This window comes from Vibrio sp. Vb0888 (assembly GCF_033338835.1).
Classification (GTDB): Bacteria; Pseudomonadota; Gammaproteobacteria; order Enterobacterales; family Vibrionaceae; genus Vibrio; species Vibrio alginolyticus.
This window is the reverse complement of sequence record NZ_JAWOTL010000006.1, coordinates 124,506-147,619: the sequence shown is the minus strand read 5'-3', so window position 1 is coordinate 147,619 and position 23,114 is coordinate 124,506. Positions and strand designations below refer to the sequence as shown.

Here is a 23,114-nt window from a genome sequence, read left to right as displayed (position 1 = left end):
GGGAGTCCTTCTCCCCTTTTGATTTATCCGGTGCATTTATGTTTTACAAGTGCATCGGTTCGCTAGCAAAGATTTAAGACGCGGTGGGATGCCGCTCTTATCGAGGATCGAATCATGATCAAATTTGGTACAGGCGGTTGGCGTGCATTTATTGGTGAGGAGTTCACCAAAGATAACGTACGCTTGGTTGCCCAAGCAGTTGCAAACATCACGAATAACGAATCGGTTGCTGATCGCGGTTTTGTGATTGGCTATGACCGTCGTTTTCTTTCCGATAAAGCAGGTCGTTGGTTCGCTGAAGTTCTAGCAGCAAACGGCATTATGGTTAGCTTTATCGACAAATTTGTCCCAACACCTATCGTAATGTTTAAAGCGAAAGAAATGGGCTGCGCATACTCGGCATGTATTACCGCATCACACAACCCTGCCGATTACAACGGCATTAAAGTCTTCATTGAAGGTGGTCGTGACGCAGATGAAATCATCACCCAAAAAATCGAATCACAAATAGACGCGCTCACTGCGCAAGATGTAAAAAGCGTCGACTTTGAACAAGCGGTTGAAGATAAGCTGATTGAAATCATCAATCCGATGAACGAATTCGTTGACTCAATCATCGACTTTATCGACATCGGAGCGATCAAGAAGGCGAATTTACGTGTTTTGATCGACCCAATGTTTGGTGTCGCGAAAAACGCACTGCAAACCGTATTAATCAACGGCCGCTGTGACGTTGATGTGATTAACGATGGCAAAAACCCAGACTTCGGTGGGTTAATGCCTTCGCCAAGCGCTGCAACACTCTACCGTTTGATGCACCTAGTGAAAGAGCAAGGTTACGATATTGGCATCGGTACTGATGGCGATGCGGACCGTCTTGGTATTATCGACGAAAAAGGTAACTTCATTCATCCAAATGAAGTTCTACTGCTGCTTTACTACTACCTACTTGAATACAAAGGCTGGAAAGGCTCCGTGGTACGTAACATCGCAACCACCCACCTTCTCGATAAAGTCGCCGAAGATCATGGCGAGAAATGCTTTGAGGTTCCTGTAGGCTTTAAGCACATCAGCTCCCAAATGGAAGCGGATGACTCACTGATTGGCGGGGAAAGCTCTGGTGGCCTAACCATTCGCGGCCACATCAAAGGTAAAGACGGCGTATTCGCATCAAGCCTATTGGTAGAAATGATTTCAGTAACCGGCAAGAAGCTGTCTGAGTTGCTGGATGAAATCTACGGCAAGTACGGCTATGCCTACATGGCAGAAGGCGATTGCAAGTTCAAACCAGCGCAAAAAGACGTACTGTTCAACAAGATTTATGTTGAAAAGCAGTTGCCTGAGTTCGAGTTTGAAATCGAAAAAGTCAGCTATGAAGATGGTGCGAAAGTCTACTTCAAGAACGGCGGTTGGATCATCGCTCGCTTCTCTGGCACTGAGCCACTGCTACGAATTTTTGCAGAGATGCAAGATAAGGACACTGCGGAACGTGTTCTTCAACAGTTTAAAGACTTCTTGTCTTTATAACTGAACCTTGTGCCCGCTTCGAGCACTATGATGAGAGTCAACGCTGTCTGAAAAGGCGCTCATCAACAGGAGAAGAGCACTTGCCCGGCTCCACAGCCGGGCTTTTTATTGTATGTTGGGAAGTCGTAAACGAGATAGAAAAGATACTCAGGAGCGTTAAGCAAATGCCAGGACGCCTTGCGTTTCAATTTTCACCGCGACGGACTCACCTATATTTAATGCTTGCGAAGCTGTAGCTAACAAACGGTCACCATTCGCGTTAATCACATAACGGCAGTGATCACCCATAAAATGCTGTTCCAATACGGTTACCGAACTATCTTCATCGGATTGAATTTGCACATGCTGCGGTCTTAGCAGTAAAGAGCACTCCGCCTGTACTGGAATATCTTGTTGAGCCGTGGCTTCAACCACGCCCAAGTGGGTTTCATATTCTGAATTCGAAACCCGTTTAGCAGCAAGGTAACTGCCACCACCTAAGAAATCAGCGACAAATTTACTTGAAGGCTGGTAGTAAAGCTCAGATGCTGTGCCATATTGCTCGATGACTCCATTGTTCATCACTGCCATTTTATCGGCGAAAGCAAAAGCCTCTTCACGGCTATGCGTAACAAAAATGGCAGTCACACCTTGGGCCTTAAAAATCTTACGGATCTCACTTATCAACTCATGGCGAACTTGCGTATCAATATTAGAAAACGGTTCATCAAGTAACAATAAGTCTGGGCTGTAAGCTAATGAGCGAGCAATCGCAACACGCTGCTGCTGTCCACCAGACAATTGATGAGGATAACGATCGCCATAACCTTGAAGATGCACGAGTTCTAACATCTCTTGAACTTTGGCATTTTTCTCTTTTGTCGAGCACTGCTTTAAGCCAAAGGCAATGTTTTGCTCCACCGTCAAGTGAGGAAAAAGTGCGTAATCTTGGAAAATCATCCCGATATTACGCTGTTCTGGCGGCAACCAGTTTTCCCCATCATCAATTGTGACGCAATTTAGACTCATTTCGCCTGACGTTAACGGCAATAATCCCGCAACGGCCTTTAATAGTGTTGTTTTCCCACAGCCACTGGCTCCTAGCAAACAGACAATCTGCCCTTGTTCTACCTCAAGAGACAATGATTCGAGTACAGTTTGATCGTCATATTGGCACGTTAGGTTTTTAATTGATAATGCACAGCTCATCAGTGATTTTGCTCCAGTGAACGGTTAACAACAACAAGCGGGATCAACCCAACAAGAACCAACAGAACCGCTGGCAAAGCGGCCAATTCTAAATGCTCATCCGAGGCGAAGTTATAAACGTATGTGGCTAGTGTTTCAAAGTTAAACGGACGAAGTAACAAAGCCGCATTAAGCTCTTTCATCGACTCGATAAACACTAATAAAGCCGCAATCAGTGCACCGCGCTTAACCAGCGGAAAGTGCACGCGCCACAGCATGGCATTGGGCTTACAACCCATAGTGCGCGATGCCATATCTAACGACGGAGAAATTTTATTTAAATTACTTTCGATACTACCAATCGCTACCGCGGAAAAGCGCACAACCATGGCAAATACTAGTGCGAACATGGAACCAGAAAAGATAAGTCCCGGCCTTCCCCACTCCATGGCTTTAGCAGCATCGTTGACACGATGATCCATAAACAGCACAGCGACCATCACACCGATGGCTAGTACCGTTCCTGGTACTGCATAGCCCATAGAAGAAAGACGCATAAATGCCAAGCTTTCTCGTTTACCACTGACTCGATGGGTAAAGTTAACGATCAGTGCGACAGCAACACCAATAATCGCAGCAATAACAGACACAACTAAGCTATTCCATGCGTATTCACGAAACTCTGAGGTCCAACTCTGCGCAAAATAAGTGATCGCATAATCAATCAGCTGTAGTAGCGGCAAAATAAAAGCGACTGAAACCAAGCCCCAACACCAAACCAGTGCGGTCCACTTTTTCCAGCCCGTCAACTCGTAACGAAAATCTTCGTGACTGTTAAATTGGCTTTGAAAAAGCTTTTGTTTACGGCGGCTGTATCGTTCGGCACTAAGAAGCAGTACTACAATGACGAGCATCATGGCAGAAATCTTGGCTGCCGCATTAAGATTAGAGTACCCCAACCAAGTATCGTAGACCGCTGTGGTTAACGTATTCACCGCGAAGTAACTTACCGTACCAAAGTCACCGATGGTCTCCATTGCGACCAATGATAAACCTACTGCGATAGAGGGTCTTACTAACGGCATCGAGATGCGCCAAAAGCTTTCCCATGGAGAGCACTTGAGCAAACGCGCGCTTTGCAATAAAGAGACATTTTGCTCCATAAACGCAGCCCGGCACAATAAATACACGTAAGGATACAACACCAAAGCCAACACAAAGGTCGCACCAGGCAACGTACGAATGTCAGGGAACCAATACTCGCCAGGTCCCCATCCGGTTACATCACGCAAAAAGATCTGAATCGGGCCTGCAAAATCAAACCAATCAGTAAAAATATAACCAATGATATAACCTGGCATTGCAAGAGGTAGCACCAATGCCCACTGCAACCATTTTTCGGTCGGCAGTTTACACATGGCCATTATCCAAGCGCTTGGAATACCAAGAATTAAGGACAGCACCATTACGCCAACAGTTAGCGCAACCGTGTTAAAAATATAAGTCGGCATGACCGTTGCCATTAAATGAGCAAACAAATCATCCGTTTCACCAATTGCGGTGTAGAAGATCGCTAAGATCGGCAAAACCAGTAGCAGAGTTATTACCCCACTACTGGTTTTCCATAAAGAGTGTTTATCTTTCATCGCCTAATTACTGCAAGGCTGTATGAAATACAAATGCTGTTGCAAATACATCTCATATCCTTTAATCAAATGGGGGTACTGTTATACCCCCACAAGGAATTAAAGGTCAAATTTCACTTCATCTAATAGCTTAATTGCCGCTTCGTGGTTGGCTGCAATATCGTCTAGAGAAAGCTTGTCTGCTTTAAAGTCACCCCAAGATTCCACAAGCTCAGAACGCTTCACGTCTTCTTTAACTGGGTACTCGTAGTTAACTTCTGCGTACATTTGCTGCGCTTTGTCACCCGTTAGGAATTCCATTAGCTTCACAGCATTGTCTTTGTTTGGAGAGTACTTAGCCATCGCCATACCAGAGATATTCACGTGAGTGCCTGTAGTCTCTTGGTTAGGGAAGTTGATGTAAACTGCATCAGCCCAAGCTTTTTGCTCTTTGTCGTTAACCATTTTACCTAGGTAGTAGCTGTTACCTAGAGAAACATCACATAGGCCTTCTTTGATCGCTTTAACTTGTGCACGATCGTTGCCTTGTGGTTTGCGAGCAAGGTTTGCTTTCACGCCTTCTAACCACTCTTTGGTTTCTGCTTCGCCATTGTGAGCAATCATTGCTGAAACTAGAGAAACGTTGTACGGGTGCTTACCGCTACGAGTACAAATTTTACCTTTGAACTCTGGCTTAGCTAAGTCTGCGTAGTTGAAATCTGCGCCTAGTTTACCTACGCGATCACGTGATGAATAAACGCTACGAGAACGTAGAGTTAGAGCAAACCACTCATTCTCTTTATCTTGGTATTGAGCAGGTACGTTTTCTTCAATGATTTTGCTATCGACTTTCTGAACTAAACCTTTGTTTGTCAGTTCAGCTAGACGGCTGATGTCTGTCGTAAGAATAACGTCAGCAGGGCTGTACTCACCTTCTTGAGCTAGCTTTTCTGCTAAGCCTTTTTTAGCAAATTTTACGTTTACTTTGATACCAGTTTCTTTAGTGAACTCATTGAACATAGGTTCAACTAGGAAAGGTTGACGGTAAGAGTAGACGTTCACTTCTTCAGCAGCCATTGCTGTTGGAGCTAGAGTAGCGCAAGTTAGTGCTGAAAGAGTTAGCAGTTTTTTCATTGTTTAATCCTTTACCATGCTAATGATAACGTTTATCAGTTGCGTTATTATATGTATGTTCAATAAGAAGACAATGACGAATATTAAAAAACCTGCTCATCGGAGCAGGTTTTATTGTGTTAAGTGTGTAACCATTTATTACAAGCTAATGATTATTTCACCGTAACAAACTCTGGGTAAGCACCAACACCACAATCATGCATGTCCATACCTTCCATTTCTTCATCTTCTGTAACGCGAATCCCAACGGTTGCTTTCAAGATTGCCCACACAACTAGGCTGGCACCAAATACCCAAGCAAAGATAACTACGGCACCTAAAAGCTGTGCACCAAACGTTGCATCACCGTTGCTCAGTGGCACTACCATTAGGCCGAAGAAACCACACACACCGTGAACTGAGATAGCACCTACTGGATCGTCAATTTTAAGTTTATCTAGAGCAATGATACTGAATACAACTAGTGCACCCGACACCGCACCAATCGCAACCGCGTACAGTGGTGATGGCGATAGAGGGTCTGCAGTGATGGCAACCAAGCCAGCTAGCGCGCCATTGAGAATCATCGTTAAATCGGCTTTACCCCAAGTAGTTTTACAAACGAATAGCGCCGCAATTGCACCGGCAGCCGCTGCTGCGTTAGTGTTTAGAAAGATCTGACCTACCGCTGTAGCATTCTCAAAATCTGAAACCATCAACTGAGAGCCACCGTTAAATCCAAACCAGCCAAACCAAAGGATAAAAGTACCCAACGTTGCCAAAGGCATGTTAGAACCTGGAATCGGATAGATTTCACCATTTTTACCGTACTTACCCTTACGCGCGCCAAGCAGTAACACACCAGCAAGAGCAGCAGAAGCACCTGCCATATGTACGATACCAGAACCCGCAAAGTCACTAAATCCAGCTTCTGCTAGGAAGCCTCCACCCCATGTCCAGTAACCTTCCATTGGATAGATAAACGCTGTTAAAATCGCAGAGAAAATCAAGAAAGACCAAAGCTTCATGCGCTCAGCTACCGCACCAGAAACGACGGACATGGCAGTTGCAACGAAGACAACTTGGAAGAAGAAGTCAGACTCTAAAGAGTGGTCGGCCCCTTCACCTTGAGTACCAATTAACGTACCAAATGAAGGTAACCAGCCTCCTTCTCCATTATCGACATACATGATGTTATAACCGACAATCAGAAACATCGTACATGCGATGGCGTACAAACAGATGTTCTTCGTAAGAATTTCTGTTGTGTTTTTAGAGCGCACAAGGCCAGCCTCTAGCATCGCAAAGCCTGCTGCCATCCACATTACCAACGCACCGGAAATGAGGAAGAAAAAGGTGTCAAGTGCGTAACGTAACTCGGTTACTGTTGTTGCTAATTCCATAATAAGTATCTCCAATCCTTTGAATTCTTAAAGTGCTTCTGCGTCCATTTCGCCAGTTCGGATACGCACCGCTTGGTTCAGATCGTAAACAAAAATTTTACCGTCGCCGATTTTTCCGGTTTGCGCAGCTTTTGTAATTGCTTCAACAACGCGATCTACATTGTCTGCGTGAGTCGCGATTTCAATTTTCACCTTTGGTAGAAAATCGACTTGATACTCTGCACCGCGGTACAATTCCGTGTGACCTTTTTGACGACCGAACCCTTTAACTTCTGATACTGTCATCCCTTCGATACCGACATCAGCCAATGCTTCTCGTACATCGTCTAATTTAAACGGCTTAATAATGGCATTGATTATTTTCATTGAGTTATCTCCGAAGCTTTCATCCTGAAACACTTCTTATAATCCAATCTACGTGCCAAGTTTTTAAGTTATTGAATAATAAAAGCTAACCTCAATTTACATATCTATAAACAAAAAGAGCGCACCATATCGGTGCGCCCTTTTCACAAATTTAAAGCAACGGCAGAGAAGTTACCCAAAACTGTGCATTAAATGTTCAAAAAGTCTTTCCACTGTTCGATAAGTGCCATGAAATCCTCTATCCCACAACTTGCTGTACTTTCTGCATTGTAGAAGTCGAACTCACTTTCCATCTCGACATCATATTCATGGGCTAATGCGTTTTCTTGTACAAGAACTTCGTCGCCCTGAATCATCAAGCTAATTTCCGTGCCTGTTAGGTTATGCTCCTGAGAAGGCGCTAAAAATGACCGCTCAATTAGCTTTTCAACTTGTGCAATCTTCATCGGATCTTTGCCAATTTCTTCTTGCAACCAGCGCCCTACAATCTCATGTCCCATGCTACATTTTACGTAGTACTCGCCCATCAACGTGTTACGAATGAATTCAAATTCCACCGAGATTGCCTATTTCGTATCAATTTGGTGCGAGTATAGCGAATTGCTCCCATAAAAAAAGCACCTCATGTGAGGTGCTTTTGAATTGTGCATTTCTGATTATGCTGGTTCTTGGAAGATCACTTCGTCCGCTTTCTTGGTGTATTGATCCATTTTATGGAAGTTCAAGTAGCGGTACGTATCCGTTGCCGTAGCGTCGATTTGCTTCGCGTATTCTAGGTATTCTTCTTTGGTTGGAATCTTACCTAGGATTGCACCTACTGCAGCTAGCTCAGCTGACGATAGGTAAACATTCGCACCAGTACCCAGACGGTTCGGGAAGTTACGCGTTGAAGTCGACATTACTGTTGATTTATCTGCAACACGTGCTTGGTTACCCATACAAAGTGAACACCCTGGCGTTTCAATACGAACCCCTGCACGTCCGAAGATACCGTAGTAGCCTTCTTCAATCAGTTGGTCTTTATCCATCTTTGTTGGTGGCGCTACCCAAAGGCGCGTTGCTAACTGGCCATTGAACTTATCAAGCAATTTACCTGCTGCGCGGAAGTGACCGATGTTCGTCATACAAGAACCGATGAACACTTCATCAATCGCTGTGCCTTGTACTTCAGACAACAAACGAGCGTCATCTGGGTCATTCGGTGCACATAGTACTGGCTCATTGATTTCAGCCATATCGATTTCAATCACATGTGCGTATTCAGCGTCTTTATCTGCTTGCATCAGCTCAGGGTTTGCTAGCCACTCTTGCATTGCTGTAATGCGGCGCTCGATAGTACGGCGATCACCGTAGCCTTCAGAGATCATCCACTTCAGCATCACGATGTTAGAGTTTAAGTACTCTTCGATCGACTCTTGAGACAATTTCACAGTACAACCTGCCGCCGAACGCTCTGCAGATGCATCAGAAAGCTCAAATGCTTGCTCAACCGTTAGCGTTTCTAAGCCTTCAATCTCAAGGATACGGCCAGAAAATTCGTTGATCTTGCCCGCTTTCTCTACCGTTAGTAGACCTTGCTGAATCGCGTAGTAAGGGATGGCATGAACAAGATCACGCAGTGTAATACCCGGTTGCATTTCACCTTTAAAACGAACCAAGATTGACTCTGGCATGTCTAGCGGCATAACGCCTGTCGCAGCTGCAAAGGCAACCAAGCCCGAGCCTGCTGGGAATGAAATACCCAGAGGGAAACGAGTATGTGAGTCCCCACCCGTACCGACAGTATCCGGTAGTAGCATACGGTTTAGCCATGAGTGGATAATACCGTCACCAGGACGAAGAGATACACCACCGCGGTTCATAATAAAGTCCGGAAGTGTATGGTGAGTGTTAACGTCTACTGGTTTTGGATAAGCCGATGTGTGACAGAAAGACTGCATGACAAGATCAGCAGAGAAGCCGAGACACGCCAAGTCTTTAAGTTCATCACGAGTCATAGGGCCAGTAGTATCTTGCGAACCTACTGTCGTCATTTTCGGCTCACAGTAGGTTCCAGGACGGATGCCTTCTACGCCACATGCTTTACCAACCATTTTCTGTGCAAGCGTGTAGCCTTTACCAGAATCTGCGATTTCACCAGGTTTGCGGAATACGTCCGAAGGCTCAAGACCTAGCGATTGACGCGCTTTGTCTGTCAAACCACGACCGATGATCAATGGGATACGACCACCAGCACGAACTTCATCAATCAGTACTTCTGTTTTTAGCGAGAACTCAGCTAGAACCTCACCAGTTTCGTGGTTGCAAACTTTACCTTCATATGGGTAAACATCGATAACATCGCCCATGTTGAGCTTAGTTACGTCAACTTCGATTGGTAGTGCGCCAGCATCTTCCATTGTGTTAAAGAAGATAGGGGCAATTTTGCCACCAAGCACATACCCACCAGCTCGTTTGTTTGGAACGTAAGGGATATCATCACCCATAAACCAAAGCACTGAGTTGGTTGCAGATTTACGTGAAGAGCCAGTACCAACAACATCACCAACGTAAACCAATTGATGACCTTTGTCTTTTAACTCTTCAATTTGCTTGATCGGACCAATAGTACCCGGTTGATCAGGGTTTATTCCTTCACGCTCGTTTTTAAGCATCGCCAGTGCGTGTACTGGGATATCAGGACGAGACCAAGCGTCAGGTGCAGGTGAAAGGTCATCCGTGTTCGTTTCACCTGTTACTTTAAATACGGTTAGAGTGACTTTTTCTTCAAGCTTAGGCTTAGAAAGGAACCACTCAGCATCAGCCCATGATTGAAGTACTTTCTGTGCATGCGCATTGCCTGCTTTTGCTTTCTCTTCTACGTCATAGAAAGCATCAAACATTAGCAGCGTATGAGACAGCGCTTTTACTGCGATCTCTGCCAGTGCTTCATCATCCAATAGCTCAACTAGCGGTTCGATGTTGTAACCACCTTGCATAGTGCCTAGCAGTTCAGCCGCTTTTTCACGACTCACTAATGGTGATTTAACTTCACCTTTTGCTACTGCTGTTAGGAAACCCGCTTTTACATAAGCAGCTTCATCAACACCTGGAGGGATACGGTTTTCAAGTAGGTCAAGAATGACTTTTTCTTCACCTTGCGGGGGATTTTTCAGAAGTTCTACAAGTCCAGCAACTTGTTCTGCGTCTAGCGGTTTAGGAACAACTCCTTCAGCAGCACGCTCTTCGACGTGTTTACGGTAGGCTTCAAGCACGACTTTTTCCTCTCATTGCGGTTCCTCCTCTATTATTACTATTGTTAAAGTAAAGGAGTGAACATCCTTGGAAACTTGGCTCTCCATTGCCCTTGTTTTCATTCAATTATGATTGAGAAACAGCGCCGTAGAGGCCAAACTGTGGGCAAAATAATAGCAAATTTAACCTTAAATTAAAATCTTATCATTTTGACCAACATAGCAACTTACGACTAAAGTTCTGCTAATTTTGACCAAATATGCCAAGTTTTTGCTTTCTCATACCCGATTAATTAAACGATGTTCCTACGATCAAATACACAGCATCCAAATCTTGCTCGGTACGACCGTATGCCAACATTATTGGTCCTATTGGTGAGTCAACACCAAAGAAGATGGAGCCAGCATTGTAAAGCGGCGCTTCGTTTAGTTTCAGATCATTATCAGACCAAACACCGCCATATTCGACCGATGCGCCCAGGTAGACTGGAGCTTCAAACAATCCGAAATCATTATCAAACCACTTATATCGGTACACCAAACTGCTGAAAAATAAGTTCTGTCCGATCAGGCTATTTCTTGGGATTCCCGATAGGCTTAAGAAGCCGCCCAACTCTCTGGGATCAAGCGGTAAAGATGAGTTTTTACTCTCTACAAAACTATATTCAGCATGTCCGACTAAAGTATGACGCTGATGACTCACTGCACCTTTAAATCGTGCAGAGATTTCATAAACGGTATCTTCAATAATTTTGTCAGTTTCTAAAAGGCTAACGCCTTGAGGACTTTGATCATGAGACACTAAATATTCGAGATCGACTAAAAGCCCACGAGTCGGAAATGCGAAATCATCAAGTGTATCTAGGCGATAATTGGCAAACAGGCCACGACGTTCAAAATCCAATTTACCAGCAGAAGCCAAAGTAGAAAGCTCAATATCTCCGGTTGAGTAGCGAGCGCCAAATCGAAGTTCTTGCCACAATGTGGGTTGGATACCTATCGCTAACTCTGTTGTAAAATCATCGTAAGTGACCGGAAAAAAGTCATTTACTGACTCTAAATCTGGTGCTTGAGGCTCTGTTAAAGGTAAGTTTCGGCTCTCACTACCATAGGAAATTCGCCCCGATACAAAAAGTTCTTGGCTAGATAAAACAGGGGAATACAACTCAGCTTCAATCAGCTTATCCGTGCCCATTTCTACGTTGAACGCCAACTCCGCGCCATGAGAGTTTAAATTGGTAAAGTTGGTCGATATTCCTATGCCGTACTGGCTATCTGTATCGAAGTCATCTTCAAGAAAAAATCGGAAGTTGAGATAATTAGGCCCCCACGACTTCTCGTTAACATCAAAAACCAACAATGTCTCACCATCAACCTCTTCAAAGTGATAAGTGATGAGCTCGAACCGATCTAACGCGTAGAGGTTTTCAACGGCTTTCTCAATTTCGGCCGTTGAAATACGACGTCCGGTTTCTAATTCAATACGATTCGTCAACAACACATCGCTGTAGTGCGTGTTATTAACAATCACTATGTCATCAACCACACGCTGATCGCCATAAATCAAAGTTTTACGAACTTCTTGTTTGCGATCGATGTATTTTTGATAGTCCGCATTGGACAAGCGCAACCCTTTCAGCTTGTCTTTTAACTGCTTGGTAATATTGTACCCAGCTTGAAAAGCCCAAGGCATTTTGTCGAACTCGACAGTTTCCATGGTGCCCACATTGGGACGAATATAGATATCTTGAGGTTCAAGCTCGTCCACTTGCTGTTGTGTACTACGACGAACGAGATAGTTAGAGAGTTGGTCCGCGACAGTAAACAGCCCCGTAAATTCATCTTCGGTTTTGTAGTCGGTGCTAATATCGACGGCAATAACGACATCAGCCCCCATGGCGCGAGCCACATCGACAGGCATGTTATTGACGACACCGCCATCGACAAGCATATGGCCATTGAGCTTATAGGGAGGAAGCGCTCCTGGTACAGACATGCTAGCCATCATGGCGTCCACAAGGTAACCATTGCCCAGTACGACTTCTTCTAGGGCAAGAATATCTGTCGCAACAGAACGATAGGGAATGGCAAGATCATCAAAAGAATCGAATCGCCCTAAGTTCCCTGTAGTCTCACGCAATACTCGCAACATGTTCTGGCCTTGCACCACACCCGTTGGTGCTCGTACCTCACCGAACCTTAAGCCGAGATCGGTATTAATTTGATAGCGGTCTTCATACTCTTTGTCACGAACTCGACGTTGGCTACGGTCAACACGATCTCGATAACCGCTGCCCCAATCGACGGTGTAGATAAAACTCTCAATTTCATCAGCACTCATCCCCGTGGCATAGAGCCCACCCACATAGGCGCCCATACTGGTACCGGTCACAATATCGACAGGGATCTGCATTTCTTCCAATGCTTTTAAAACCCCAATGTGTGCCGCCCCTTTCGCTCCGCCACCAGCGAGCACAACCGCCACCTTTGGTCGAGGTTCCAAGTCATCCGTTTTTGTTAGAGAGTTTGCGAGGGAAACAGAAGGAGTGATCATCAAAAAGGTACTAACCCAAAGCGCAAAGTTGCGAACCGATGGGCTTGATAACAGCTTTTTGAACATTCACTTCTTCCTTTATTGAATATCTGATCAAGTAGGGCGTGCTAGCAGTACTGTACTAACACGCCCTAATATGTACTAAGAATTAATCAGATAAACAAGCTAATGTTGTTGATTTGGCGATGCTACCAATCAAATATGCTATTTAACCAGTTTGATTTCTTCTCACACTGTTGCTTTATCTGACCGGTTTTATCCCAAACCGGCAGTTTGTAATCACTACGGCAGTTCATTTCTAAACCTCCATCAGATGTAGGCTTGAACCCTAATGTGGTGATTTCTCTTGGCCATGGGAGCTCTAAGCGCTCAGGAATACGCTGCTTCAAGTACTCTGCGTACACTCGTAATGCACCACTCGACCCCGTTAGATTCACGGGTTTATTATCGTCGCGGCCTAGCCAAATTGTCGTCACCTCACGACCATCAACACCGACAAACCAACTATCGCGGTTGTCATTACTGGTACCCGTTTTTCCTGCCAATGCAGCCCAACCAAACTGGCTTTGTAAGAAGCGGCCAGTGCCTTGAGCAACCCCTTGTTTCATCGCGTAGGTCGTTAGCCATGCAGCTTGTTCATCCACGGCTCTTGATGAACGAGGCAAGGATTGATACAGCACATTACCTTCCATATCCATGACTGAGCGCAGAGCGGTCAGTTTTGCACGCTTACCTGAATTCGTCAGAGTCTGATACATCTGTGCGACTTCGAATGGCGTCAAAGAAAACGAACCCAAAAACATCGAAGGCACTGGGCGAATTTCGTCTTTGTTCACGCCCAAACGCTCTAAAGTATTGGAGACTTCAGGAATGCCAAGTGCCATACCTAAGCGCACGGTTGGTACGTTAAGTGATTTCGCTAAAGCAATGTAAAGTGGCACATCACCACGATATTTTCTATCGTAGTTGCGCGGCGTCCATACGTTACCTTTACTGCTCTTCAGACTTAACGGCGTGTCGTGTAGCGTCGTGCCTAGGTTGTATTTATCCGGTTGTTCTAGAGCCGTTAAGTAAATCGCTGGTTTCACTAAAGAACCAATTGGACGACTGGCATTGAGCGCGCGGTTAAAGCCTTCATAACCGACACGTTTACCACCAACCATCGCACGGATTTCACCACTATGGCGATCAACGGCCACAGCAGCGGCTTCTAACTCTTTACCACCCCGTTTAGCTAGTTCTGGGATCTTTTTCGCGATAGCTTGTTCCATTTTGCTTTGCGATACTGGGTCCAGAGACGTAAACACGCGCAGTCCGGTCTCTGCTTTAAATCGCTCCCCAACTTTTTCTTTTAATTCAATGCTCAATTGTTGGAAATAAGCTGGCTGACGGCTCGCAATACGTGGCTTGCTTTGCGTATCGAGTGGACGACTTACAGCTTGTTCATACTGCTCTGAAGTCAACATGTTTTGCTGCATTAACAGGCGCAGAACGAGATCACGACGCTCTTTCGTTCTCTCAGGGTAACGAATTGGGTTGTAGTAAGACGGTCCTTTTACCATCCCAACTAACATCGCCAATTGATCGATTCGCAACTCCTGAATTGGCTGCCCAAAATAGTAACGCGACGCCAAGCCAAACCCGTGGATCGCTTCACCTCCACTTTGACCTAGGTACACTTCGTTTAGGTAGGCTTCTAAGATACGATCTTTGCTGTAACGGTAATCCAAAATTAGCGCGATATACGCTTCTCGAACTTTACGCCACAGTGTTTTATCACGAGTCAAAAACAGGTTTTTTGCCAATTGCTGAGTCAGCGTACTACCACCTTGAACAGTACGACCCGCCTTAATGTTCGCAACCAATGCACGTGCAATCGCGAGCGGTGACACCCCGTCATGTTGATAAAAATCCCGGTCTTCGGTCGCAAGCAGTGCATCCACCAAAATTTCAGGGAACTGATCACGACGTAAGAAAAGGCGCTGTTCATCACGGTCTTTCTCCAGCATGCCCAACATCTTCGGTTCTAGGCGCAAGTAACCAAGGTCTCCTCGAGATTCTAAAGACTGAATACGTTGCAAGCCGGAATCAGAGAAATGCAGCATAATGTGACGATCCGGCTCGGGACCATCGGCAAACTCGAATGGACGACGAATCAATTCAATCCGAGTGGAAGAAGAGGAATATTCGCCTGGGTAACGAGGTTGACTCACTTTACGGTAATTCAAAACATCTAGCTCGTTGCGCAGTTCTTGGATGGTGATATTCTCACCAGGGCTTAGATTCAAGATACGGGCATAAACCACCGTTGGCAGCTCAAACAGCTGACCTTCAAAGCGTTCTTTCACCACACTATCTAAGTAAATCCCAACAAACAGCAAAACAGCGGCAAGTGCAACGCCAGCTTTCCAGCTAAACGACCACAGAACTTTCAACCACGAACGTTTCTCGTTAGTCGGCTTTTTACTCGGCGTACGTCGAGTCTGTTTTGCGGTTCCTTTATTGGTTGTACTTTTCTTCGCTGGCGCTTTTTTCGCGCTAGGCTTCTTGCTGTCAGTCATTATTCAATTGTCTTTTTGTTTTCGTTGTTGCTACATGATTGGCAGGATCATCTGGCCAAACGTGTTTTGGGTAGCGCCCTTTCATCTCTTTTTGAACGTCTTTGTAGCTTCCGTTCCAGAAAGCCGCCAAGTCCGACGTTACTTGCAATGGACGTTGTGCCGGTGAAAGCAGTTCAAGCACCAAACGCTTGCGGCCAAGAGCCACCGTTGGGGAACCACTCTCCCCAAATACTTCTTGCATACGCACCGATAATATCGGCTCGTGGCCATATTGGTAACGGATACGCTTCTTTGAACCTGTGGGTAGTTGGTAATGCTCAGGTAACCATTCATCCAGTTGTTGATTGAGTGGCCAACCTAATAGAGCATTAAGCGCTTCGACCAAGTTTATCTTGCTCAGGTCTTTAACCGAGCTGACAGACGTCATGTATGGTTCTAACCACTCCTCTAATGAATCCAGCAAACTGGCTTCATCAAACACTGGCCATGACTGCTCAGGTAACCATTCCACCGCACAACGAATCCGAGCCAACAAGCTCTCCGCTGCCGGTGTCCAGTTTAGACTCTGTAAGCCCTGGCGGCGGACATACGTGAGTAAAGCTTGTGTCATTTTTTCTTTGCCCGGGCTTGGCAACGGCTCGCGTTCAACGACCAGCAGACCGAGTTTTGTTTGTCGCTCAGCTATTAGACGGCCTCTTTTTTCATCCCAGTCCACTACTTCTTCAGACGAAAATAGCGTATCAAAGGTCGTTCGCAATATATTGACATCCAATTCACATGCCGAATGAATTTGACTTGAGTTAGAATGAGAACGCATTAAGTCAACGGCAACCAAATACTCACAGCCACCTAGCATGTCTTCCTGACGACATTCTGCACCATGACCATTAGCCAAAGTAAATCGCCCAAATTGATTTGTGCGCTGCTGCGCAATGCGATCTGGAAATGCCAAACTTAACACCAGCGGTAATGCATCTTCATCCACGCCTTTCAGGTCAAATACCGTATCCAATTTGTACGCTAGAGATTGAGCACGCTTGAACAACATCGACTTTTTTGGATGAGTACCAACAAGCCAACGATGCAAGCTATGAGCGATATTGGTAACACTCCTCTCTGGCTCTTCAATCAGTGCGACCGCCGCCAAAGCAGCATTTAACATCTTATCACTGTAAGATTGCGCTTTAATTAGCATCGCAGCCGCACGAGGCTCAACGCCTAGTTCATGCGCCTGTTTTCCTTCGGACGTTAATTGCCCTTTTTCCGTCAGTAGTCCCAATGACACCAATAGCTGCTTCGCTTGTTCCAATGACGCATTAGCTGGAACATCAAGCCACTTTAGATCGTGGATATCACTCGCTCCCCAAAAGGCAAGCTCCATAACTAAACTAGCCAAATCGGAATGCAAAATTTCGGGTTGGGGAACCAGCGGTTGCTGCTTGAACTGGCTTTCAGAATAAAGACGAACACAAATGCCCTCTTCTATTCGTCCCGCTCGTCCTGCACGCTGAATCGCTGAAGACTGTGCAATGCGTGTTTGCTCTAAGCGTGTTAAACCGTTTTTCAAATCAAAGCGGGCAACACGCTCTAACCCAGAATCAACGACGAGGCGAATGCCTTCAATCGTTAGTGAAGTTTCTGCAATGTTGGTCGCTAGAACGACTTTACGCTTACCTTGTTCTGCTGGCGTAATCGCTTTTTGTTGATCTGCAAAACTCAGTTGACCATAAAGTGGGCATACGTCGATATCATCCGCTAAATGAGACAACCGCTCTTCAACTTGTTTTATGGCACCAACACCCGGTAGGAAAGCTAACAAAGATCCAGACTCTTTGTTCATAAGACTTTCTATTGTTTTTGCCATACTCGTAGGTAAATGCTCGTTCACACCTAACGGCTGGTAGCGCATTGCCACATCAAAGCTCCGCCCTTCAGATTCAATGTAACTGGCTTCCGGCAACAACGATTGTAATGCTTGTTGGTCAAGCGTTGCCGACATTACCACCAGCTTGAGATCGTCTCGCAATGCCTCTTGAACTTCTAAACTGAATGCCAAAGCGGTATCGGCATGAATGCTGCGTTCATGAAACTCATCAAAGATCAGTAGATCAACCCCATCCAGTTCAGGGTCAGTTTGGATCATCCTGGTCATGATCCCTTCGGTCACGATCTCCAGCTGCGTTGCAGAACTTACCTTTGCCTCGCCACGAACTCGATAACCCACGCGTTGACCAACTTGTTCTCCCAATTGCTCAGCAAGATAACGGGCAATGTTACGCGCCGCGAGTCGTCTTGGCTCAAGCATGATGATTTTTCCAGCAACCGAATGATTTAAGAGTAACTGCAAAGGGAAGTAAGTCGACTTACCGGCACCAGGCGCCGCTTTTAAGATCACTTGATGTTGATTTTTGACCGCCGTCAGCAACTCAGGCATCACGGCTTCAATCGGCAATTGTGACAAAGGAAATACCTTATGGTGTAATGGTGGCAACATTGTACATAAAAAATTTTTTGTCTAAATAAGCAAATGCATTTCACACCCGCTTTAGAGTCCGCCACTCTACTCAAACGTTATAAACGCTTTCTTGCCGATATCGAGCTCGATACTGGTGAAATCCGTACAATCCACTGCGCAAATACAGGTGCAATGACGGGTTGTGCAACGCCCGGAAACAAAGTTTGGTTTTCTACTTCCGACAACCCGAAACGAAAATACCCCAATAGTTGGGAGTTGAGTGAGACCGAACAAGGCCACCGTATTTGTATCAACACCGCGCGCGCCAATCAATTAGCCGTAGAGGCTATTGAAAATAATGTCATTTCAGAGCTTTATGGTTATGACACACTTCAAACTGAGGTGAAATACGGCAATGAAAATAGCCGAATTGATATCTTGCTCAGCGCAGACGACAAGCCAAAGTGCTATATAGAAGTGAAAAGCGTCACTCTTCTTGATGAGACCGACTCTACTGGACAAGGATACTTCCCAGATGCGGTCACGACTCGGGGACAAAAACACCTGAGAGAGCTCACAGAAATGGCACAAAATGGAAGTAGAGCCATACTTTTATTCACTGTTTTACATTCAGGTATTGAAAAAGTATCCGCGGCGCACCATATAGACGCGAAATATTCACTATTACTCAAACAAGCACAAGACGCTGGAGTGGAAGTTCTCTGCTACAAAGCTGAACTGAGCGATACTGGAATGAAGCTGATTTCCGCTATTGATTTTATCAATTAAGAGAAAAAATGATGTCGTCTTCACATTGACGATAACTTTGCGATTCAGTATTTGCTTGCACCGCCTCTTTTTGCTATAGATACCCGCCTTAAATTGACTGCGTAGCAGTTGACTAGGTGTAAGTAGGAGATGCTGTATGCCAGAATCAAAGAAGAAAACGATAGGCATCCTAGCCATTGCCGGCGTGGAGCCATATCAGGAAAAACCTGGTGAAGAGTACATGTCACCAGAGCAGGTTGAACACTTTACGAAAATCTTAACAGCTTGGCGCGACCAGCTAAGAGCTGAAGTGGATCGTACTGTTCACCACATGCAGGACGAAGCAGCAAACTTCCCAGATCCAGTTGACCGCGCCTCTCAAGAGGAAGAGTTCAGCCTAGAACTGCGTAACCGTGACCGCGAACGCCGTTTGATCAAGAAGATTGAAAAGACTTTGGATAAAATCAAAGAAGACGATTTTGGCTTCTGTGAGTCTTGTGGCGTAGAGATTGGCGTTCGCCGTCTTGAAGCACGTCCAACCGCTGACCTTTGTATTGACTGTAAAACACTTGCAGAAATCAAAGAGAAGCAAATGCAAGGTTAATCACCCAGCATTATGATTGTTGAAGGGAGCTCAGGCTCCCTTTTTGTTTTGGCTATCTTCGCACCCTATTTGTTTACTAAATTCGAGATACACGCATGACACGCTATGTAGGTCGATTCGCCCCATCTCCTTCTGGTCCACTGCATTTTGGTTCACTGATTGCCGCTCTTGGCAGTTATTTTCAAGCGAAAGCACAAAACGGAGCTTGGTTAGTACGTATTGAGGACTTAGACCCACCAAGAGAAATGCCAGGTGCAGCGCAACTTATCCTAGAGGCACTCAAGGCCTATCAGCTGCATTGGGATGGAGAAGTGGTATACCAGAGCGAACGTCACGACCTTTACCAAGCTCAAATAAACAAATGGCTCGAAAATGGGGAAGCCTATTATTGCCAATGTACTCGTAAGCAAATTAAAGAGCATGGCGGTTTTTATCCTGGCACTTGCCGCGATAAAAACTTGAAAGACGGCGCGATTCGCCTAAAAATGACCAAGCCTGTCGCTCATTTCCTCGACCAAAAGCGGGGAACCATTACTATTCCAGAGCAACTCGTTAATGAAGATTTCATTATTAAACGTCGAGATGGATTATTTGCTTATAATCTTGCGGTAGTATTGGACGACATCGACCAAGGCGTCACAGAAGTAGTGCGAGGTGCAGACTTAATCGAGCCGACAGGGCGTCAAATTAGCCTGTACCAAATACTTGGTCAGCCTGAAGTTAGCTACTTGCATTTACCATTGGCGATGGACAACAACGGCAATAAATTGTCGAAACAAAATCACGCGACGGCTATTGATATAGATACACCAAAACCTACTCTATTGCGCGCCATGACATTTTTAGGTTTCGAGATACCTGAAACCGTAAGGGCGGCCAACATAGAAGATATTCTTCGTTGGGGCTGCGAAAACTGGCGCTTGGAACAGCTTCCAGCAGAGATCGAGATCACACCGTGATTCTCAAATGGCATTGTGTAGGCTATCATTAGCCGCAAATTAGGCCCTAGAGGCGTATAAAACTAACCAAAGCAAGATTGGATTAAACCCAGTTATTGCCAGATGCACATGAATACAAACGACTATACACCAAGCGAACCTGCCACAATTCCAGAGCTCGCTCTCAATGTAATAACTCGTGAAGAGCACAACATTTCGCGTAAGCAGATCAGTGATAATGCGCTGAAGGTACTGTACCGCCTAAATGGTGCTGGTTTCGATGCTTTTCTTGTGGGTGGCGGGGTTCGAGACTTACTGCTTGGACAAAAACCAAAAGATTTTGACATTGCGACCAACGCAACGCCGGAACAGATCAAACAGCTATTTCGTAACTGCCGTTTGATTGGTCGCCGCTTCCGCTTGGCTCATATTATGTTTGGCCGAGACATCATTGAGGTTGCGACATTCCGTGGTCACCACCAAGAGCAAAAGAATAAGAGCATTTCTCAGCAATCAAAAGAGGGTATGCTGCTGCGTGACAACGTCTACGGCACCATCGATGAAGATGCTGAGCGCCGTGATTTCACGATTAACTCGATGTACTACAACATCGCAGATTACTCGATTCACGACTACGCACGTGGTATTGAAGATTTAGAAGATCGCCTAATTCGACTGATTGGTGATCCAGAAACACGCTACCGTGAAGACCCTGTGCGCATGCTGCGTGCGGTTCGTTTCGCGGTAAAACTAGACTTTGATATTGAAGAAGACACCGCAGCGCCAATCGAACACATGGCACCGTTGCTCGGTGACATTCCGTCAGCGCGTCTTTTTGAAGAGTCACTCAAATTATTGCAATCCGGTCATGGCTTAGAAACCTACCACCTACTGCGTGAGTACAACCTATTCCAGCAACTATTCCCGACGATTGCAGCGCACTTTACAGAAGATTACTCCTCTCACACTGAGCAGATGTTGGATCTTGTCCTAGATTCTACCGACATGCGCATCGAAGATGGGAAACGCATCAATCCAGCATTTATGTTTGCTGCAATGCTGTGGTACCCACTGTGTGCGAAAGCCGATGAACTGATGGAAGAGCGCAACTTAGGCCATTACGACGCCATTATGGAAGCGAGCAACATCATTCTTGACGAGCAAGTTCGCACAATTGCCATTCCAAGACGCCACACCGCAACCATTCGCGAGATTTGGCAGTTACAGCTTCGTCTTCCACGACGTAACGGTAAACGTGCATTCCGTCTTATGGAGCTCAATAAATTTAGAGCTGGCTTTGATTTTCTTGAAATGCGCGGTGAAATTGAAGGTGGTGACACTCAGAAGCTTGCCAAGTGGTGGGAAACTTTTCAAAATGCAGGCCGAGAAATGCGTCAAGCAATGGCTGCCGACTTAGACGGTCAATCACCGAAAACAGGCCAGCGCCGCCGTAAAACTTATCGCAAGAAAAAGAGTAAGCCCAAATCATGATTACAGCGTACATTGCGGTAGGCAGTAACTTGGCTGATCCTGTCAGCCAAGCGAAGCAAGCGATTGAAGCATTAAAAACGCTGCCTAAATCAGAGTTTGTTCAAGCTTCTTCGCTATACAGCAGCACGCCAATGGGGCCACAAAACCAACCGGATTACATCAATGCGGTTGTGTCTATTAACACCAGTTTGACGCCTATTGAATTGCTCAATTGCACACAAGCTATAGAGCAAGAACAAGGGCGTGTCCGTAAAGACGAACGCTGGGGACCAAGAACCTTGGACCTCGACATTGTGCTTTATGGCAATGAGGTGATTAATTCCGAGAGGCTGATCGTTCCTCATTATGGAATGAAAGAGCGTGAATTCGTACTCTACCCTCTTGCGGAAATTGCACCAAGTTTACAACTCCCTGATGGGACCGAGGTCTCTAAACTACTGGAACAAGTAGATAGAAACGGCCTCAGTATCTGGCAGTCATAGCCAACTCCTAGTAAGGATAAAACCATGAAAAAAATGACCATCAACGACCTAATCAAGTGGAAGCAAGAAGGTCGTAAATTTGCTACTTCAACCGCTTATGATGCGAGCTTTGCCCAACTGTTTGAAAGCCAAGAAATGCCAGTACTTCTTGTCGGTGATTCTCTAGGTATGGTTTTGCAAGGTCACAACGATACTCTACCAGTAACGGTCGATGATATCGCTTACCATACTCGTTGCGTACGCGCTGGTAGCCCAAATTGTTTGTTGATGGCAGACATGCCATTCATGAGCTACACCACCCCAGAGCAAGCTTGCGAAAATGCGGCTAAACTGATGCGTGCTGGTGCCAATATGGTAAAAATTGAAGGTGGTGACTGGCTTGTCGACACGGTGAAAATGCTCACTGAACGATCAGTTCCAGTTTGTGCTCATCTTGGTTTAACTCCTCAAGCTGTTAATATTTTTGGTGGTTACAAAATCCAAGGTCGCGATCAAGAAAAAGCAGACCGCATGGTAAAAGACGCATTAGCACTGCAAGAAGCAGGCGCTCAAATCGTCTTACTAGAATGCGTACCAGCTGAGCTTGCTGAACGTATTACGCAAGTGCTTGACGTTCCTGTTATCGGTATTGGTGCAGGTAACGTAACAGATGGTCAAATTCTCGTAATGCATGATATGTTTGGTATTTCTGCCAACTACATGCCGAAATTCTCCAAAAACTTTCTTGCTGAAACAGGTGATATGCGCAAAGCCGTTACTAAATACATTGAAGATGTAGCCAACGGTGTATTCCCAGACGACGCTCATACCATTGCCTAGAGGATAAA

17 protein-coding genes are annotated in these 23,114 nt (G+C 45.5%); 7 read left to right on the top strand and 10 right to left on the bottom strand.

All coding sequences use genetic code 11. From position 1 onward, the window contains the following. Positions 1-114: 114 nt before the first annotated feature. Positions 115-1,527 (top strand): phosphoglucomutase/phosphomannomutase family protein, encoded by a 1,413-nt coding sequence (locus R7P72_RS11130; RefSeq protein ID WP_005380053.1) that lies wholly within the window; start codon positions 115-117, stop codon positions 1,525-1,527. Between the two features lie 156 nt (positions 1,528-1,683). Here the strand turns inward: R7P72_RS11130 and R7P72_RS11125 are convergent, their stop codons facing one another. From R7P72_RS11125 to hrpB, 10 genes are all read right to left on the bottom strand, one after another. Continuing rightward, on the bottom strand, positions 1,684-2,715 hold the full coding sequence (locus tag R7P72_RS11125; protein ID WP_005380055.1) for an ABC transporter ATP-binding protein: 1,032 nt from the start codon (positions 2,713-2,715) through the stop codon (positions 1,684-1,686). After that, entirely contained in the window at positions 2,715-4,340 is a 1,626-nt protein-coding gene (locus R7P72_RS11120) for an ABC transporter permease (protein ID WP_053349854.1), read from the bottom strand. Before R7P72_RS11120 ends, R7P72_RS11125 begins: the two co-directional genes overlap by 1 nt. 99 nt (positions 4,341-4,439) lie before the next feature. Then, on the bottom strand, positions 4,440-5,453 hold the full coding sequence (locus R7P72_RS11115) for a Fe(3+) ABC transporter substrate-binding protein (RefSeq protein WP_318110500.1): 1,014 nt from the start codon (positions 5,451-5,453) through the stop codon (positions 4,440-4,442). A gap of 152 nt (positions 5,454-5,605) precedes the next feature. Then, positions 5,606-6,835, bottom strand: a complete 1,230-nt coding sequence (locus R7P72_RS11110; protein WP_047102648.1) for an ammonium transporter — start codon at positions 6,833-6,835, stop codon at positions 5,606-5,608. A 27-nt stretch (positions 6,836-6,862) separates the two neighbouring features. Continuing rightward, entirely contained in the window at positions 6,863-7,201 is a 339-nt protein-coding gene (locus R7P72_RS11105; RefSeq protein WP_005386570.1) for a P-II family nitrogen regulator, read from the bottom strand. 188 nt (positions 7,202-7,389) lie between these two features. After that, positions 7,390-7,758: a YacL family protein gene (locus tag R7P72_RS11100; RefSeq protein WP_054579081.1), complete on the bottom strand. Its 369-nt coding sequence runs from the start codon at positions 7,756-7,758 to the stop codon at positions 7,390-7,392. 99 nt (positions 7,759-7,857) lie between these two features. Further along, positions 7,858-10,455, bottom strand: a complete 2,598-nt coding sequence (gene acnB / locus R7P72_RS11095) for a bifunctional aconitate hydratase 2/2-methylisocitrate dehydratase (RefSeq protein ID WP_047102649.1) — start codon at positions 10,453-10,455, stop codon at positions 7,858-7,860. Between the two features lie 268 nt (positions 10,456-10,723). Then, positions 10,724-13,054, bottom strand: coding sequence for a patatin-like phospholipase family protein (locus tag R7P72_RS11090; RefSeq protein ID WP_213907280.1), 2,331 nt, complete (start codon positions 13,052-13,054; stop codon positions 10,724-10,726). A 122-nt stretch (positions 13,055-13,176) separates the two neighbouring features. Then, positions 13,177-15,549, bottom strand: a complete 2,373-nt coding sequence (mrcB, locus tag R7P72_RS11085; protein ID WP_005380020.1) for a penicillin-binding protein 1B — start codon at positions 15,547-15,549, stop codon at positions 13,177-13,179. Then, on the bottom strand, positions 15,542-18,010 hold the full coding sequence (gene hrpB / locus R7P72_RS11080; protein ID WP_005380021.1) for an ATP-dependent helicase HrpB: 2,469 nt from the start codon (positions 18,008-18,010) through the stop codon (positions 15,542-15,544). Before hrpB ends, mrcB begins: the two co-directional genes overlap by 8 nt. A gap of 66 nt (positions 18,011-18,076) precedes the next feature. Between hrpB and sfsA the strand changes: the two genes are divergently transcribed. The 6 genes from sfsA (at position 18,077) to panB (ending at position 23,106) form a co-directional block, all read left to right on the top strand. After that, a complete protein-coding gene (gene sfsA, locus R7P72_RS11075; RefSeq protein ID WP_005380023.1) occupies positions 18,077-18,793 on the top strand; it encodes a DNA/RNA nuclease SfsA in 717 nt (238 codons plus the stop codon). A 136-nt stretch (positions 18,794-18,929) separates the two neighbouring features. Continuing rightward, complete coding sequence (gene dksA, locus R7P72_RS11070) at positions 18,930-19,376, top strand: RNA polymerase-binding protein DksA (protein WP_005386584.1); 447 nt, start codon at positions 18,930-18,932, stop codon at positions 19,374-19,376. A 95-nt stretch (positions 19,377-19,471) separates the two neighbouring features. Beyond that, complete coding sequence (gene gluQRS, locus R7P72_RS11065; protein ID WP_005386586.1) at positions 19,472-20,335, top strand: tRNA glutamyl-Q(34) synthetase GluQRS; 864 nt, start codon at positions 19,472-19,474, stop codon at positions 20,333-20,335. Positions 20,336-20,437: 102 nt separating this feature from the next. Next, positions 20,438-21,805 carry a polynucleotide adenylyltransferase PcnB gene (gene pcnB, locus R7P72_RS11060; RefSeq protein WP_005386589.1) on the top strand — a complete coding sequence of 456 codons (1,368 nt, stop codon included), beginning with the start codon at positions 20,438-20,440 and terminating at the stop codon, positions 21,803-21,805. Next, on the top strand, positions 21,802-22,287 hold the full coding sequence (folK, locus tag R7P72_RS11055; protein WP_005380007.1) for a 2-amino-4-hydroxy-6-hydroxymethyldihydropteridine diphosphokinase: 486 nt from the start codon (positions 21,802-21,804) through the stop codon (positions 22,285-22,287). Before pcnB ends, folK begins: the two co-directional genes overlap by 4 nt. Positions 22,288-22,311: 24 nt before the next feature. Further along, on the top strand, positions 22,312-23,106 hold the full coding sequence (panB, locus tag R7P72_RS11050; protein WP_005386592.1) for a 3-methyl-2-oxobutanoate hydroxymethyltransferase: 795 nt from the start codon (positions 22,312-22,314) through the stop codon (positions 23,104-23,106). Positions 23,107-23,114: the final 8 nt, after the last annotated feature.